Below are 14,586 nucleotides of genomic sequence, written 5' to 3'. Positions count from 1 at the left end.
AAGATCCCTCAGAGACGATGAGGTAGATAGGTCTCGTGTGGAAGCGTGGCGACACGTGAAGCTGAGAGATACTAATCGATCGAGGGCTTAACCAACAAACAACCGGCGTATCAACAGACCGTGAATCAATTCTTACACGCGTTATCCAGTTTTGAGAGGACAGATTAATAATATTCCACAGTAGCTCAGTGGTAGAGCAATCGGCTGTTAACCGATTGGTCGTAGGTTCGAATCCTACCTGTGGAGCCATCTGGAGAGCTGTCCGAGTGGCCGAAGGAGCACGATTGGAAATCGTGTGTGCGGTTTTAACCCGTACCGAGGGTTCGAATCCCTCGCTCTCCGCCAGATATGGCCCGTTGGTCAAGTGGTTAAGACACCGCCCTTTCACGGCGGTAACACGGGTTCGAATCCCGTACGGGTCACCATTATACTTACACAAATATATTTTACATAAGCAGCAAATAAGCTGGAGGATTAGCTCAGTTGGGAGAGCACCTGCCTTACAAGCAGGGGGTCGGCAGTTCGAGCCTGTCATCCTCCACCATTCTTATTGCCGCGGGGTGGAGCAGTCTGGTAGCTCGTTGGGCTCATAACCCAAAGGTCGATGGTTCAAATCCATCCCCCGCAACCAATTACATAAGGCTCGGTAGCTCAGTCGGTAGAGCAACGGACTGAAAATCCGTGTGTCGGCGGTTCGATTCCGTCCCGAGCCACCACTTTTGCTGGCCTAGCTCAATTGGTAGAGCAACTGACTTGTAATCAGTAGGTTGGGGGTTCAAGTCCTCTGGCCAGCACCATTTCTTACTTGACCACTTGTGGAGCGTTTGATAATATTAAGCGTATCTTTAAAAAGGCAGTAGGAACGCTCTGAGTAAAGATTTTATATGGAGGGGTAGCGAAGCTGGCCAAACGCGGCGGACTGTAAATCCGCTCCTTCGGGTTCGGGAGTTCGAATCTCTCCCCCTCCACCATTTATTTTTCTTTACGGCGGTTGTGGCGAAGTGGTTAACGCACCGGATTGTGATTCCGGCATTCGTGGGTTCGATTCCCATCAGCCGCCCCATTTTTATATTTTAGGGCTATAGCCAAGCGGTAAGGCATCGGATTTTGATTCCGTGACTCGCAGGTTCGAATCCTGCTAGCCCTGCCATTTCTGCGGGAATAGCTCAGTGGTAGAGCACCACCTTGCCAAGGTGGGGGTCGCGGGTTCGAATCCCGTTTCCCGCTCCATACTTTTTTGAGGCGGCATAGCCAAGTGGTAAGGCAGAGGTCTGCAAAACCTCCATCACCGGTTCGAATCCGGTTGTCGCCTCCAATTTTAATACTTAACTCTGCTGTGACAGATTTTCTGCCGGGGTGGTGGAATTGGCAGACACACAGGACTTAAAATCCTGCGGTAAGTATATTACCGTGCCGGTTCGAGTCCGGCCCTCGGCACCAAAACTGCTTACATTGTAAGCCGGAGTGGTGGAATGGCAGACACGTTGGACTCAAAATCCAATGCCCTCACAGGCGTGCGGGTTCAAGTCCCGCCTCCGGTACCATATAGCTATTCATTATTCAGGCAGCGGAAAGCTGCTTTTTTTGTTGCCTTTTTTACATTATTGACAGCTTTAGAGGGAAGTAGTAGAATTTTTACAGAAGCAATCCTGATATCGGCCGCCCACCATTCGAGTAGTGAGTTTTCCTTAGAAGAAAAACTCGCTGCTTTTTCATTGTTTGAAAAGAAACGGAGGAAATGCGTATGAACCGCGGTCTGAAACAGGAAATAATCGATTACAGCAAAGAAATAGGTGTGGATAAAATCGGCTTTGCTGCAGCGGATCCTTTTGTTACTCTGAAGGAACGTCTCCGTGTACAGCAGGAGAAAGGCTATGTTTCCGGCTTCGAAAAAGGGACACTTGGAGAAAGAACAACACCTGAGCTTCTGCTTCCTGAAGCGAAAACGGTTATTTCCATTGCCCTCGCTTATCCATCAAAAATGAAGGATGCCCCGCGTTCCGTTAAAGGGGACCGGAGGGGGATATTCTGCCGGGCAAGCTGGGGAGAAGATTATCATCATATTCTAAGAAGAAAGCTTAATCTGTTAGAAGAGTTTATACAAAAAAAGGTGACTGGTGCGCGATCTAAATCAATGGTTGATACTGGTGAACTTTCCGATAGAGCAGTCGCAGAACGTGCAGGGATCGGTTGGAGCGGAAAAAACTGTGCTGTAATTACCCCTGAATTCGGTTCGTACGTTTATCTTGGCGATTTGATTACGACTGTGCCGCTTGAAGAAGACCAGCCTCTGGAGGATCAGTGCGGCTCCTGTACAAAATGTATAGATGCCTGTCCAACAGGAGCTCTCATACAAGGAGGACAGCTCGACGCTACTAAATGCGTCGCCTTTTTAACACAAACGAAAACAATGCTGCCTGAAAAATATAGAAAAAAGATTGGTAACCGACTGTATGGGTGCGATACTTGTCAGGTTGTATGCCCCGAAAATAAAGGGAAAGATTTTCATCACCATCCTGAAATGGAACCAGATCCGGAGGTTGTAAAGCCCCGTCTGGAAGAAGTCCTTTCAATGTCCAACAAAGAATTCAAAAAGAAGTTCGGACACATTTCCGGGTCGTGGAGAGGGAAGAAACCTATTCAGCGAAATGCTGTTATAGCTCTTGGTGTGTTTAAGGAAAAAAGTGCTCTTCCTACTTTGATAAAACTGCTTAAAGAAGATCCAAGACCTGTAATACGTGGTACAGCTGCCTGGGCCATTGGAGAAATTGAAAAAAGCAGTGAAACTTATCAAATGCTGGAAGCGTCAGCGGAAACTGAAAAAGATGAAGAAGTTTTATCCGAAATTTACAGTGTCCTGAACAATACGCAGACAACTTTAAGAAGCTGAATGCTGTTTAAAAAGCAGATGTAATGCAGAAGAGTTGGAATAGAAATGCAAGCAATTAAAGGAGGGACCTTTATGAGTCCGGTATATTACCGAGAACTGATTACTTCCGCCGGAGTTTTAACACTGGCAGGTACTGCTCATGGATTATGTATGGTGCAATTCGGTCCGGCAGAAACAAAACTGCCTGTTATGAAAAGAAAATGGATGAAACATGATCCGGGTTCCTTATGGATAGAAGATGAGAATATGCTTGATCAGGCTGCAGAGCAGCTGGAAGAGTATTTTCAAGGAGAGCGTAAAGAATTCCAGTTGGATATTGACCTTCGGGGCACAACTTTTCAAAAGCTTGTGTGGAGTCAGCTGCAGTTGATTCCTTACGGAGAAACAAGGTCTTATAAAGAGATTGCTGCAGTGATGGGGGTTCCAAAAGCGGTACGTGCAGTTGGTGGTGCCAATAACCAAAATCCCCTGCCGATTGTAATTCCATGTCACCGGGTTGTAGGTGCGAATGGTTCTCTTGTAGGCTATGCAGGAGGTCTGGATATGAAAACTCTTCTTCTGGAACAGGAAGGAGTGCTCCAGTCGCTGAGCAGCTGATAATTAGAGAATAAAATTTGTGTGCTTTAAATCGCAGCAGAGGATATGGTGGATAAGATGAAAAAACTGTTATTTTTAATCTTATTTTTAACGGCAGGCGGATGTGGAGGTACAGATGCTACTCTCAGCAGTGCAGACTATGAACTTCCTTTTCATGTTTTGCAGCCGGAAAGCCTGTCGGAAGAGTGGGCAGCTAAAGAAACGATATATGATGAAAATTTAGTTATACTGACTTATGAGCATAAAGAAAAAGGAACGATTGAACTGATTCAGGATCAACAGATTCAAGGCTTGAATAAAGAAGAGCTCCGGTTGTACATGAACGAAGGAGCTTGGCCTGTGTCTGCAAAAATTGATGGGAACAGCCAGACTCTGATGATTGATGACTACGTCGGGGAGTGGTCTGCCTTCCCAGAAGCTGACCAGCATCTCCAGTACACGTTTGTGCGCCAGTTTGATTTGTATGCAGAACCTCAGCAGGGAATGCCTTATTATCAGGTTATCGGCAGAGACGTTTCAAGCAGTGATATAATAAATTTTGTAGAATCTCTTGAAATGATCAACGGATAATAATTGAAACAGAGGAGAGACGCAGAGTGAGTATTCATGTTGTGCTTCATGAACCGGAAATACCGGCTAATACCGGAAATATTGCGAGAACGTGTGCCGGTACCAACACTATCCTTCATCTGATTCATCCACTTGGTTTTTCCACGGATGACCGGATGCTGAAAAGAGCGGGCTGTGATTACTGGCCGAACGTCCGGGTAAACCACCATGACAGTATAGAAGAGCTTATTCAGGCTTACCCGGCAGGAGAGTTTTATTTTGTTGAAACCTCCGGTAATAAATATTATTCAGAAATGGATTACAGCAGAACTGATCAGGATTATTTTTTTGTTTTCGGTAAAGAAACGAAAGGGCTGCCAGAAGAACTTACTGATAAATATGCTGAAAATTGTCTGGTCATCCCACAGACTAATCTTGTCAGATCTTTAAACCTGTCTAATGCGGCGGCTATACTGGTTTATGAAGCAATGCGGCAGCAGGATTTTGCGGCTTTGAAAGAAGTTTCTTCATCCACTTAAAAGCTCCAGTGAAATTAAAAAAAGGAGACGGAATATAACTTCCGTCTCCTTTTTTCAGTTTAAGTACATCAGCTTTTAGTAGATTTCGCATTGTATCCGCCTGTCCAGATAGATACAAGGAATACAATACAAACTCCAATTATGAGAAGTAGATCCATAACTCCGCCTCCTTGTTTGGACTCTACTTTAAAATATATCATGTTTAAAGAAATAAAAAAAGGTTCAATCTGTTATCCTTTTCATAATAAGAAAGGAGAGCGTATAATACTGGATGTAGGATTTTATCAGTATACAGGAGGGATAAGATGTACGTAGTTATGAATCAGCTGCACGTTCCCGTAGAAGGCAGAGAAAATGTAGCATCCCGTTTTGGTTCCAGCGCTGAAAATATGCGGAAAGTACCGGGATGTCTTGATTTTATGTATCTGGATCCATCAGAAGATGAAAATTATCCCGTAGTACTTACAAAGTGGGAGTCCAAAAGTGACTATGAAAATTGGATAAACAGTGATGCTTTCAAAGAAGCCCATAAGCGCCGCCGGGAAAATCTGGACAGCAGTCCCACACAAAGCAACAAAATATTTGAATATGAAGCAGTACATCATTTATAAAAATGAAAGCTGCCCCCTGAATTTACTTATTCAGCGGGGCAGCTTTTTTTGATTTTGCTATGTTCGCTCTTTATGACTCGAAGAAAAAAAGTATTTCTGTTTATTAGAGTTCCTCCTTTTTCTTGTAATAGGGCTGCCTTGAAAATAAAAAAATGGACGTCCGCTTTCGTTTCCATGGAAAGGCTTGCCGAGTGGTCCGGCCTCAGCTGATTGGACGGAGGGGGGCCGGTCTTAATAGCTCAGGAGTCCCTCCATGTCCACTTCAGTTTCCGGTAAAACGAGCACGTTCTGTCATCTTTTGAAGGAAAAAGCATAAGATGTAAAACGAACGATAGAGAAGGCTGTTTTCATCCATCATGATGGACCAATTTTGCATAAGTGTCTCAGCCCAGGCATCGGTATTATGGAATAAAGAGCAGCGTTTATGAAAAGCAGAACTTTTCTTTTCCTATGAAAGAACGAAGCGGAAACCGGCCCGTGGAAGAAGGAGATTGGAGGATAGGGCAAATCCTGCCCAAAAATCTTCCCCACGGCAGGCCGGTTGGAAGCGAAGTATTTCTCCAGCCGTCAGCGAACATAGCTTTAAATAAAAACGGAGGCAGATCGTTTTTTCAAGCCGGCTGCGGCAGGTTAAAGGGAAACCGGAGCCCACGTCGCTTTACCAGGGCTTTTGTTAAAAGGGAATTAAAAAGTGTCCATTTGCAGAAGTATTTAATCGTCCTGCTGGTTTATTAATTGGATGACCGGGCAATTAAATACAGTAAATAGTATTCCTTGGATAATAAAGTGAGGGAGGAAAGAAGATGAAAGAGCCGGACGGGTTTAATAAAAAATTAAAGCAGCGCAGTATTGGATGGTTTTTAATGAAAATAGCGGCTGTTACAGCTGTTGTTGCGTTAATCGTCCGGGAATTTGTGTTTGCCAACTATATTGTCTACGGGCAGTCAATGATGCCCACGATAAAGGACGGCGAAAGAATCATTGTTAATAAAATAGATTACGAGTGGAGGGAACCTGAAAGGTTTGATCTGATAATTTTTCATGCTGATGAAGAATCTGACTACATTAAACGAATTATAGGTCTTCCTGGAGATGATATTTATTACGAAAATGATGCACTATATGTAAACGGAGAAGAAGTGGAGGAGGATTTTTTGGAAGAAACTAGAAATGAAAACGGGCCTGAAATTTTTACAGATGATTTCACTCTGCAGGATTTAACTGATGAGCTCGTCGTTCCGGAGGACCACTTTTTTGTCATGGGGGATAACCGTAAAAACAGTATAGACAGCCGGCAGATCGGATTTGTTCCGGAAGAAGAAATCGTAGGAAAAGCTAATATGGCATTCTGGCCTCCCCAAAGCATAAGGTTTTTCTACTAATATCTTTATACAGAAGCCAAGAATTATAGACGGTTTCAGATTTGCTTTCTTATTTCTGCATACATTTTCTAATCCCGCATATCTTATCAGGAAGAAATAAACCGGTTGGAGTACACTGGAAAATAAACTTGAAAAGATTCAGAGGTGATTACAGCAGGCTGCTGGAATACAACAGAGAGGTTTCACGGCAGAAGTAAAGAGCAGAAGCCTTATACAGCCTGAAATGTTAATAGAGCAGATAAACAAAAAAGAAGGTGTTCCAGACGGTCTCTGGAACACCTTCTTAATGTTTAGGATCTTTTCTTTGAATCTTGGGCTCTTAGAGCAGTCTTCTCTATCTGCAGAGATTTAATAAGCGAATAGGTCATTAAAATCATAATAACTGAGAAAGGAAGAGCGGCGATAATCATCGCATTTTCCAGCCCTTGAAGCCCTCCAGTGTACAGAAGAATAGAAGCAGTAGTGGAAAGCATAAGCCCCCAGATAAGCTTCACTGTTTTAGGAGGAGTCAGTGATCCATTTGTTGTCTGCATTCCAAGAATAAATGTTCCGGAGTCAGCAGATGTAATAAAGAAAGTAACAATTAACGTTATCGCAATAAACGACATCACTGTACCCATAGGGAAGTTGTCGAGCACCCCGAAGAGTGCGGCTTCTGCAGCCAGTTCGGAAATAGCAGCTGTTCCATTCTGTTCAAGGAAGATACCTGAACCGCCGAATACTGCAAACCAAAAGAAACCGACAATTGAAGGTACCAGCAGTACACCAAGGACAAATTCACGCAGTGTACGCCCTTTGGATACACGGGCAATAAAGGAACCTACAAATGGGGACCAGGAGATCCACCATGCCCAGTAGAAAATCGTCCATCCATCAATCCATGCCCGCTCATCTTCATCAAACGGAGCGATACGGAAACTCATGCTCGGCAGCTGCTGTACATACATGCCGAACGTTTCGGTAAACAAGTTCAGGTTGAAAAGCGTCGGACCGAAAATAAATAGAAAAGCAAAAAGTGTGGCAGCAAGTACCAGATTGACATTGGAAAGAATTTTAATTCCACGGTTCAGTCCTGTATAGGCAGAAATCATAAACAGAACAGTTACGATAGCAATAATAATGAATTGAATTGTGAAGTTATTCCCAACGCCGAAAAGAAAATCAATTCCTCCGTTAATCTGCACAGCTCCAAATCCGAGAGTACTTGATACACCAACTACTGTAGCAATAACGGCAATAATGTCCACTGTGTGGCCGGCAGGGCCTTTAGCGTATTTACCGAGGACAGGGGTCAGTGTCCCGCTTATAAGTCCCGGAGCATCATGGCGGAATTTAAAATAAGCGAGGGACATAGCAACGACAGCGTAAATTCCCCATGCATGTATTCCCCAGTGGAAAAAGGAGTAGCGCATCGCTTCAAGAATTGCGTCGCTGGAACCGGAATCGGCAATTGGCGCATCGACCATATAGTGGGAGATAGGTTCAGCAGCTCCCCAGAATACGAGACCGATACCCATACCGGCGCTGAACAGCATAGCAAACCAGGTGAGATAATTATAATCCGGTTTGCTGTCAGGTTTGCCGAGCTTTATTTTACCGTAAGGGCTAACAACTATAAATGCACAGATCCCAACGAACCCGGTGACAACCAGGAGATAATACCAGCCGAGTGAAGTAGAGATCATCCCGCGAAGTTCAGCGGTGACGTTTTCAAATGTTTGAGGAGTAAAGACACCTACTACTACAAAGAAAAGTAATATGCCTAAAGCAACCCAAAAAACAAGCGTAAGTTTTTTCAATGCGTTCACCTCTTCAATTTGTCATATTTTTTTATACCCTATTGCTTTAATAAAACACCTTGTTCTATTTAAATAGGAATCCCGCTGAACAACCAACTATTGATTTTACTATAATTCCGATAGTGGATGCAAGGCAATTTGTGCTGTTTCTTTATTCTTTTCAGCGGAAGAACTGCAAGTAAAAATAAAGTTGTGGGACATTCCGGAAAATATAAAGTTTCATCTGTGCAACAAAGGATTATACCTCCTTAATCAGGTTTTACGTGTACTTAAAATACAAAAGGAGGGAAATAGTATGAAAGTTATAGACAGACGAAGGAAATTACCAGTGCACAGTGGGAAACAGTACCGGAGAGGTGGGACCCCGGAAAAAATAACGATTCATCACAGTGCGACTGCTGCCGGGTCAGCAGAAAGGTTTGCAGACTACCACGTTCATACACTCGGGTGGCCCGGAATCGGCTATCACTACGTAATCGGCAAAAATGGGACAATTGAAAAATGCTGGGACGAAAATGTTATTACTTATCATACAGCTGGATTCAACTCAGGAAATATAGGGATTTGTCTTACTGGTAACGGCAGTTTTTCCAGAAGTCAGCTGAAGAGCCTGGTGGAGCTTACTACTCATTTGAAAAAGAAGTACCACATTCCAGTGTCCCGGATAAAGGGTCATCGTGAATGGAGCGGACAGCGGACGGAATGTCCGGGGATGGATTCAGAATGGTTTAGAGAAAAGCTTCGATTTTTGGAAACAGAACCACTCCTGAAAGCTGGGATGAAAGGACCGGCTGTACGAAAACTGCAAAAGAAGCTGGAATCAACGGGAATGCAGCTGAAAAGGTTCGGTGCTGACGGTGTTTATGGGAAAGAAACCAGGCAGGCCGTAATGAATTATCAGAGGAAACGCGGCCTTATGGTTGATGGCATTACCGGTCCCGAAACGTGGAGAACTCTGTTGAAAGATACCGGTAAAGGATAAAACAACCAGCCGCCTTCTCCTTAGAAGAAAATAAAAGCTCTCCGCATTCTTTTTATGTAAGAGCGGAGAGCTTCCTTTTATTTATTTTCGGAACAAGTTAAGCAGGAAGCTTATACTGCGGTAAACAGCAAACAACAGTAACACCGATAGTAGAGAGCCTGCCATGTAGCCGGCAGTAAAATTGCGGCGGGCAAACCATTCTTCGTTCATACCGACAACAACGCCGACAGCGACAGAAACTGCCAGGAGGGAAAGGGCAATGATATACTCAGTTTTCTGTTCCTGGGTAAGGTCCTTAAGTGCAGTCATATTAATCCTCCCAACTCAATTGGATATGTGTAATATATAGTATATAGTTAAAGTTCAACCTGCGCAATTCTTAATATTAAGCTGTGTTCGCTGGTGGTTACAGAAGGAAACTTTTCTTACGATCCGGTTTATGCTTCGGTTTTCAGGCTGTTAAAAGTACTTATATATGTATAAACGGTTCTTTGCTGGTGCCTCCGCGGGACGCATCCGGTGCGGGAGAGACCTCTATGTACGACCTGATAATTTTTCTGAAAACAAAACTTAATCAACATTTTTAAATAAGGAGGTGGCAGGGCACCTCCTTTTTTTAAAAATAAAAACGATACGGGAAATGAGTTAAAAGGCAGAGAGCAGCTTTTTCTGCTTAAAGGATTTAACCCTGAACCTTTTTCAGTGCTTCACCGAGCGGAGTACTGCCACCGATAATTTCGAATGTTTGATAGTACGTGTTCTCCAGCACGAGTGCATTAACGGCCACGGCAGCTACATCTTCGCGGGGGATTTCTCCTTCATAGCTTTCGAGCCGCGCAGCTGCTGTTATTTTTCCTTCCGCAGGGTTATTTGATAAAGGCCCGGGACGAAGAATAGTATAATTAAGCGAGCTGTTCTGCAGAGATTCATCTGCGGCACCTTTTGCCCGGAAATAGTGCCTTGCACTTTCCGGAGCTTCTTCAGCCTGATCAGCCATAATGCTGCTTATCATAATGAAACGGCTCACGCCGGCCTTTTCAGCTTCTTTTACAGTCTGAATCGCACCATTACGGTCGATAATCTCCGTCTGTTCCTTTCCGGTGTGCCCCCCTGAACCTGCTGCGAATATTACAGCCTCAACGTCTTTCAGAGCGTGGGAAAAATCTTTTTCCAGGTCGCCCAGGACAATATCTTCAGCACCCAGTTCTTCCAAAGATGCTTTTTGACTTTCTTTTCTTATCATTGCCCGAACTTCATGTTCCGTGCTGAGTGAGAGCATTTTTACAAGGTGGCGGCCTATCTGACCGTTTGCACCTATTACGAGTACTTTCATAATGTGAAAACCTCCTTTGGTTCTAAACTTAAAATTCCCAAGTCGAGCAGCACATAAACCTTTTCTATTTGACCACAGAGGATTCGGAAGATTAAGATAGATAAAAACAGGAGGAAAAATAATGAAAAAATTACAAGCAAAAGTTGCTACTTTTTCCATTGTTGGTTGTGACCCGGATTCCGGGGAGCTCGGTATTGCAGTGCAGTCAAAATTTCTCGGATCAGGAGCAGTAGTACCTTGGGCGGAAGCGGGGACAGGCGCAGTAGCAACACAGTCTTTCGCCAATACAGCTTTTGGTCCGGAGGGGCTTGCCTTATTAAAAGAAGGGTTTAGTCCGGAAGAAATTGCAGCTAAATTGATCGAAAACGATGAAGACAGAGAACTCCGGCAGTTTGCAATTATGGATGCTTCAGGCAGATGTGCAGCTTACACAGGCAGCGAATGTTACGAGTGGGCAGGAGACAGACAGGGATCATTCTGCTCTGCCCAGGGAAATATTCTCGTAAGCAGCCACACCGTGGATGCTATGGTGGATACTTTTGAACAGGAATCAGGAACGCTCGCCGAAAAACTGCTTTCAGCACTGGAAGCCGGCCAGGAAGCCGGTGGAGATGCCCGCGGTAAACAATCGGCCTCTCTTTTCGTCGTTCAGGACAAAGGCGGCTACGGAGGTTACAACGACCGAAAGTATGATCTTCGTGTAGATGACCATAAAGAACCGGTAAAAGAACTGAAAAGATTGTTTGAACTTCACCGTTTGTATTTTTCCAAATCAGAGGAAAAAGAGCTGCTTCATTTGAGCGGTGAAGTTCAGAATGAAGTAGAAGAATTTTTAATGGAAAACCACCTGCTGGATGAAAAGCAGGGAGAGTACAACGAAAGCATGAAAGAAGCACTCCGTAGATATTTTATGAGAGAAAATTTCGAGGAACGATGGCAGGAAGGTCCTTATCTAGACCCGGCAGTTCTTACTTTTATGAGAAAACAGTAATACTTGTTTAAAAGGCTGGGTATATGGAAGTTCAATACATTCCATAATCTGGAAACGAAAGCGGTTGGTTAAAGAAGCGAAACCTAATTATTAAGTTCAACATATATAGTTAAATAGAAACCAACATTATACTAATGTCCGCAACGGAAAAAATTTTATGAATGACTTGTTCAAAGGAGCAGAGTATGTGGATTAATAACTTAATAATATGGCTTCTTCTTGCGTTTTTAATTCTTGGGGCCGCAGATAAAATTGCCGGGAATAAAAAAGGGTATGGAGAAGCATTTGATGAAGGCTTCCGTACGATGGGCCCCCTGGCGTTTGTTATGACGGGTATGATATCCATAGCACCACTGCTGGCAGAATTCCTCCGGCCTGTACTTGTGCCGGTCTTTACTTTCCTCGGGGCCGACCCGGGTATATTTCCAGGTATGCTGCTCGCGGTAGATATGGGAGGGTATCCTCTCGCATTGGAGCTCGCCTCCAGTGAGGAAGCGGCTTTGTTTTCCGGTATTATTCTGGCAACGATGCTCGGTCCGACATTTGTTTTTACAGTTCCCGTCGCCCTTGGTCTTATACATAAGGAGCAGTACAGTATTTTTGCACAGGGCATAATGTATGGTTTGATTCCTGTTCCAGCGGGAGCCTTTATAGCGGGGCTGGCAGCAGGGATGCCGCCGCTGTTTTTATTACAGCAGCTCGTTCCGGTCGTTTTATTCGTGATTATAATACTAATAGGGTTGAAATGGGCATCGACTGTTATGGTGCAGCTTTTTTTAATTGCTGGAAAGGGAATTATGGCGTTTATTGCCATTATTATTTCTATTGTAGCTGTTCAGGAATTAACAGATACTGTAATTGTCGAGGGGCTGACTCCGTTTTCTGAATCAATGGAAATTATCGGTCTTATCGTTCTGGCACTTGCCGGGGCCTTTCCGTTCGTCCATTTCCTGCGGGAAACCGTCATTCCCTCATGCCGAAAGCTTATCGATAAAAGCCCTCTTCCTGCGGATGCGTGGGTGGGCTTATTTACGCAGCTTGCACACAGCATTCCAATGTATAAACAGCTTCATACCCTTGATGAGAGAAGCAGGCTGATCAATATAGCCTTTTCGGTCAGCGGGGCATTTCTTGTGGGTGGACATCTTGGTTTTACGGCAGCGGTGGAACCGGAAATGACAGCAGCTATGATGAGTGGAAAAGCAAGCGCAGGAATTATGGCTGTAATGCTGGTCTACTGGCGGTACCGTTCCTGACAGGTACCTGCTCCGTTCGTTGATTCATTTAGGCTGATACCGTATCAGTGTGCAGTTAAATATATTTTTATATTTAAAGAATATAAAGCGCTTTACTGTTGTTTCTTATTATAAATTTCCAATATTTAATTATTTTCAAAACAAAATGAAAAATTGTCCAATAGCTATTTATTATTAAGAAAAGAAATGGTATATTAGTTTCACATAAGAAAACGCTGTCATTTGCATTATGTTTATTATTTTAAGAGGTCTGACATCGAACATGTGCATTTTTATTAAATGAAGGCGTTTTTAAGATTTTTTTTTATTATTTATGTGGCATAATGGGTAAAGAGTTGTTTATCTTCTTTAATAAAAGGGATAAATAACATATTTTATACTTCTTACGAGGGGGATTTATATCATGAAAAAGAGTCAAAAAGTACTTCTTTCATCTGTACTGGCAGCCGGAGTTATGCTTGCAGCGTGTGGAGATAACGACACGGAGGGCAATAACGCTTCGGAAGAAAACGGCGGTAATGCTGCAGATAATGCCGGGAACAATGAGGAGGATAATGGCAATAATAACGACGGCGAAGCTGCCGGAGGTGACGGCGAGGACTTTTCTGCGAAAATGGTAACGGATGTCGGAGGGGTCGACGACCGTTCATTTAACGAATCAGCCTGGGCCGGGCTGTCCGAATTCGGAGAGGACTACCCGGAGGCGGAAGTAGATTACATCCAGTCAGGCGATGCAGCCGACTATCTTCCAAACCTTCAGCAGCTGGCACGTGAAGGTACAGATATCTCTTTTGCTATCGGCTTTTTGATGGCGGATGATGTTCAGACAGTAGCAGATCAGAATCCGGACCAGAATTTTGCGATCGTCGATGAAGTTGTCACAGACGGCGACGGCAATCCAATCGATAATCTTGCCAGTATTACGTTTGCCGAACACGAAGGATCATTCCTCGTAGGTGCGATTGCTGCGATGCATACAGAAAATGATGAAGTAGGCTTCCTTGGCGGCGTAGAAAGTCCCCTTATTAAGAAGTTTGAAAACGGATTTAAAGCCGGAGTAAAGTATGTAGACTCCGATATAGATATTGCAGTCCAGTATGCTCAGGACTTTAACGACGCTTCAACAGGGCAGAATATTGCTGATACGATGTATTCCAATGGCGCTGATATTATTTATCATGCGGCCGGAGGAACTGGTAATGGGCTGTTTACAGAAGCTATCGACCGCAACGAAAGCGGAGAAGAAGTATGGGCAATTGGTGTAGACCAGGACCAGGCACTGACAGAAGGAGACTGGTCTGAAGGAAACGTAATTCTTTCTTCTATGGTTAAACGAGTTGACCAGTCTGTATATAACGTAGCGGAAGATACGATGAACGGAAACTTCCCTGGTGGAGAAACTGTCGAGTTCGGTCTGGAAGATGACGGCGTAGGTATTGCCGAAACACAGGATGACGTATCTGACGAGGCACTGGAAGCAGTAGAGGAATACGAGCAGATGATTACTGACGGAGAAATTGATGTGCCGGAAACAGATGACGAATACGAAGAATTTCTAAATAACCTGGAGTAAGCCTCAGCAACTCTTAAAGCTCAAACAAAGGCTAGTCTTGTACTAGCCTTTGTTTATACCTTCAAACCGATATTTTCGACGTTT

At 44.0% G+C, this 14,586-nt stretch carries 13 protein-coding genes, 14 tRNA genes and 1 rRNA gene; 25 read left to right on the top strand and 3 right to left on the bottom strand.

Annotated features, from left to right (window positions below; genetic code table 11):
* From C6Y45_RS08695 to lepB, 21 genes are all read left to right on the top strand, one after another.
* A 23S ribosomal RNA gene (locus C6Y45_RS08695) occupies window positions 1–95 on the top strand; the annotation flags it as partial.
* A gap of 79 nt (window positions 96–174) precedes the next feature.
* Window positions 175–249 (top strand) — tRNA-Asn (locus C6Y45_RS08690).
* Window positions 250–252: 3 nt separating this feature from the next.
* Window positions 253–345 (top strand) — tRNA-Ser (locus C6Y45_RS08685).
* Window positions 346–350: 5 nt separating this feature from the next.
* A tRNA-Glu gene (locus C6Y45_RS08680) sits at window positions 351–425 on the top strand.
* A gap of 43 nt (window positions 426–468) precedes the next feature.
* Window positions 469–544: transfer RNA gene (locus C6Y45_RS08675), tRNA-Val, on the top strand.
* Window positions 545–554: 10 nt separating this feature from the next.
* Window positions 555–631, top strand: a tRNA-Met gene (locus tag C6Y45_RS08670).
* Window positions 632–640: 9 nt separating this feature from the next.
* Window positions 641–716: transfer RNA gene (locus tag C6Y45_RS08665), tRNA-Phe, on the top strand.
* A gap of 5 nt (window positions 717–721) precedes the next feature.
* A tRNA-Thr gene (locus C6Y45_RS08660) sits at window positions 722–797 on the top strand.
* Between the two features lie 89 nt (window positions 798–886).
* A tRNA-Tyr gene (locus C6Y45_RS08655) sits at window positions 887–971 on the top strand.
* 16 nt (window positions 972–987) lie between these two features.
* Window positions 988–1,063 (top strand) — tRNA-His (locus C6Y45_RS08650).
* Between the two features lie 12 nt (window positions 1,064–1,075).
* Window positions 1,076–1,150, top strand: a tRNA-Gln gene (locus C6Y45_RS08645).
* Between the two features lie 5 nt (window positions 1,151–1,155).
* Window positions 1,156–1,230, top strand: a tRNA-Gly gene (locus C6Y45_RS08640).
* Window positions 1,231–1,241: 11 nt separating this feature from the next.
* Window positions 1,242–1,315: transfer RNA gene (locus tag C6Y45_RS08635), tRNA-Cys, on the top strand.
* 35 nt (window positions 1,316–1,350) lie between these two features.
* Window positions 1,351–1,440: transfer RNA gene (locus C6Y45_RS08630), tRNA-Leu, on the top strand.
* Between the two features lie 18 nt (window positions 1,441–1,458).
* A tRNA-Leu gene (locus tag C6Y45_RS08625) sits at window positions 1,459–1,544 on the top strand.
* Between the two features lie 200 nt (window positions 1,545–1,744).
* Window positions 1,745–2,890, top strand: coding sequence for a tRNA epoxyqueuosine(34) reductase QueG (gene queG / locus C6Y45_RS08620; protein ID WP_245922623.1), 1,146 nt, complete (start codon window positions 1,745–1,747; stop codon window positions 2,888–2,890).
* 72 nt (window positions 2,891–2,962) lie between these two features.
* Window positions 2,963–3,487 (top strand): methylated-DNA--[protein]-cysteine S-methyltransferase, encoded by a 525-nt coding sequence (locus C6Y45_RS08615; RefSeq protein WP_107584829.1) that lies wholly within the window; start codon window positions 2,963–2,965, stop codon window positions 3,485–3,487.
* A 57-nt stretch (window positions 3,488–3,544) separates the two neighbouring features.
* Complete coding sequence (locus tag C6Y45_RS08610; protein WP_146159165.1) at window positions 3,545–4,057, top strand: hypothetical protein; 513 nt, start codon at window positions 3,545–3,547, stop codon at window positions 4,055–4,057.
* Window positions 4,058–4,083: 26 nt separating this feature from the next.
* Window positions 4,084–4,575 (top strand): tRNA (uridine(34)/cytosine(34)/5-carboxymethylaminomethyluridine(34)-2'-O)-methyltransferase TrmL, encoded by a 492-nt coding sequence (gene trmL / locus C6Y45_RS08605; RefSeq protein WP_107584827.1) that lies wholly within the window; start codon window positions 4,084–4,086, stop codon window positions 4,573–4,575.
* Window positions 4,576–4,880: 305 nt separating this feature from the next.
* Window positions 4,881–5,186 carry an antibiotic biosynthesis monooxygenase family protein gene (locus C6Y45_RS08600; protein ID WP_107584826.1) on the top strand — a complete coding sequence of 102 codons (306 nt, stop codon included), beginning with the start codon at window positions 4,881–4,883 and terminating at the stop codon, window positions 5,184–5,186.
* An 803-nt stretch (window positions 5,187–5,989) separates the two neighbouring features.
* Window positions 5,990–6,568 (top strand): signal peptidase I, encoded by a 579-nt coding sequence (gene lepB, locus C6Y45_RS08590; RefSeq protein ID WP_245922622.1) that lies wholly within the window; start codon window positions 5,990–5,992, stop codon window positions 6,566–6,568.
* Between the two features lie 290 nt (window positions 6,569–6,858).
* Here the strand turns inward: lepB and C6Y45_RS08585 are convergent, their stop codons facing one another.
* Window positions 6,859–8,367: a glycine betaine uptake BCCT transporter gene (locus C6Y45_RS08585; protein WP_107584824.1), complete on the bottom strand. Its 1,509-nt coding sequence runs from the start codon at window positions 8,365–8,367 to the stop codon at window positions 6,859–6,861.
* Between the two features lie 295 nt (window positions 8,368–8,662).
* Here C6Y45_RS08585 and C6Y45_RS08580 point away from each other — a divergent pair, with 295 nt between their 5' ends.
* Window positions 8,663–9,349, top strand: coding sequence for a peptidoglycan recognition protein family protein (locus C6Y45_RS08580; RefSeq protein WP_107584823.1), 687 nt, complete (start codon window positions 8,663–8,665; stop codon window positions 9,347–9,349).
* Between the two features lie 81 nt (window positions 9,350–9,430).
* On the opposite strand, the gene C6Y45_RS08575 is transcribed toward C6Y45_RS08580, so the two are convergent.
* Both C6Y45_RS08575 and C6Y45_RS08570 read right to left on the bottom strand, forming a co-directional pair.
* A complete protein-coding gene (locus tag C6Y45_RS08575) occupies window positions 9,431–9,658 on the bottom strand; it encodes a hypothetical protein (RefSeq protein WP_107584822.1) in 228 nt (75 codons plus the stop codon).
* 373 nt (window positions 9,659–10,031) lie between these two features.
* On the bottom strand, window positions 10,032–10,682 hold the full coding sequence (locus C6Y45_RS08570) for an SDR family oxidoreductase (protein WP_107584821.1): 651 nt from the start codon (window positions 10,680–10,682) through the stop codon (window positions 10,032–10,034).
* A gap of 121 nt (window positions 10,683–10,803) precedes the next feature.
* On the opposite strand from C6Y45_RS08570, the gene C6Y45_RS08565 reads away from it, so the two are divergent.
* The 3 genes from C6Y45_RS08565 to C6Y45_RS08555 all read left to right on the top strand — a co-directional run bounded on the left by C6Y45_RS08565 (window position 10,804) and on the right by C6Y45_RS08555 (window position 14,502).
* The gene (locus C6Y45_RS08565) at window positions 10,804–11,673 is read left to right on the top strand and encodes a DUF1028 domain-containing protein (protein WP_107584820.1); all 870 of its coding nucleotides are present in this window, start codon (window positions 10,804–10,806) and stop codon (window positions 11,671–11,673) included.
* A 185-nt stretch (window positions 11,674–11,858) separates the two neighbouring features.
* Window positions 11,859–12,929 carry an ethanolamine utilization protein EutH gene (eutH, locus tag C6Y45_RS08560; protein WP_160058253.1) on the top strand — a complete coding sequence of 357 codons (1,071 nt, stop codon included), beginning with the start codon at window positions 11,859–11,861 and terminating at the stop codon, window positions 12,927–12,929.
* A 403-nt stretch (window positions 12,930–13,332) separates the two neighbouring features.
* A complete protein-coding gene (locus tag C6Y45_RS08555; RefSeq protein WP_107584818.1) occupies window positions 13,333–14,502 on the top strand; it encodes a BMP family lipoprotein in 1,170 nt (389 codons plus the stop codon).
* The last annotated feature ends 84 nt before the right edge of the window (window positions 14,503–14,586 follow it).

The organism is Alkalicoccus saliphilus (assembly GCF_003044065.1).
GTDB classification, from domain to species: domain Bacteria; phylum Bacillota; class Bacilli; order Bacillales; family Salisediminibacteriaceae; genus Alkalicoccus; species Alkalicoccus saliphilus.
Note: the sequence above shows the minus strand (reverse complement) of the source record. Positions and strands in the feature narration are given on the sequence as shown.

Bases quoted from the DNA above. Each gene is read 5' to 3' on its own strand.
- queG (WP_245922623.1), top strand. From the start codon at position 1,745: ATGAACCGCGGTCTGAAACAGGAAATAATCGATTACAGCAAAGAAATA.
- C6Y45_RS08615 (WP_107584829.1), top strand. From the start codon at position 2,963: ATGAGTCCGGTATATTACCGAGAACTGATTACTTCCGCCGGAGTTTTA.
- C6Y45_RS08610 (WP_146159165.1), top strand. From the start codon at position 3,545: ATGAAAAAACTGTTATTTTTAATCTTATTTTTAACGGCAGGCGGATGT.
- C6Y45_RS08600 (WP_107584826.1), top strand. From the start codon at position 4,881: ATGTACGTAGTTATGAATCAGCTGCACGTTCCCGTAGAAGGCAGAGAA.
- lepB (WP_245922622.1), top strand. From the start codon at position 5,990: ATGAAAGAGCCGGACGGGTTTAATAAAAAATTAAAGCAGCGCAGTATT.
- C6Y45_RS08580 (WP_107584823.1), top strand. From the start codon at position 8,663: ATGAAAGTTATAGACAGACGAAGGAAATTACCAGTGCACAGTGGGAAA.
- C6Y45_RS08575 (WP_107584822.1), bottom strand. From the start codon at position 9,658: ATGACTGCACTTAAGGACCTTACCCAGGAACAGAAAACTGAGTATATC.
- C6Y45_RS08570 (WP_107584821.1), bottom strand. From the start codon at position 10,682: ATGAAAGTACTCGTAATAGGTGCAAACGGTCAGATAGGCCGCCACCTT.
- C6Y45_RS08565 (WP_107584820.1), top strand. From the start codon at position 10,804: ATGAAAAAATTACAAGCAAAAGTTGCTACTTTTTCCATTGTTGGTTGT.
- eutH (WP_160058253.1), top strand. From the start codon at position 11,859: ATGTGGATTAATAACTTAATAATATGGCTTCTTCTTGCGTTTTTAATT.
- C6Y45_RS08555 (WP_107584818.1), top strand. From the start codon at position 13,333: ATGAAAAAGAGTCAAAAAGTACTTCTTTCATCTGTACTGGCAGCCGGA.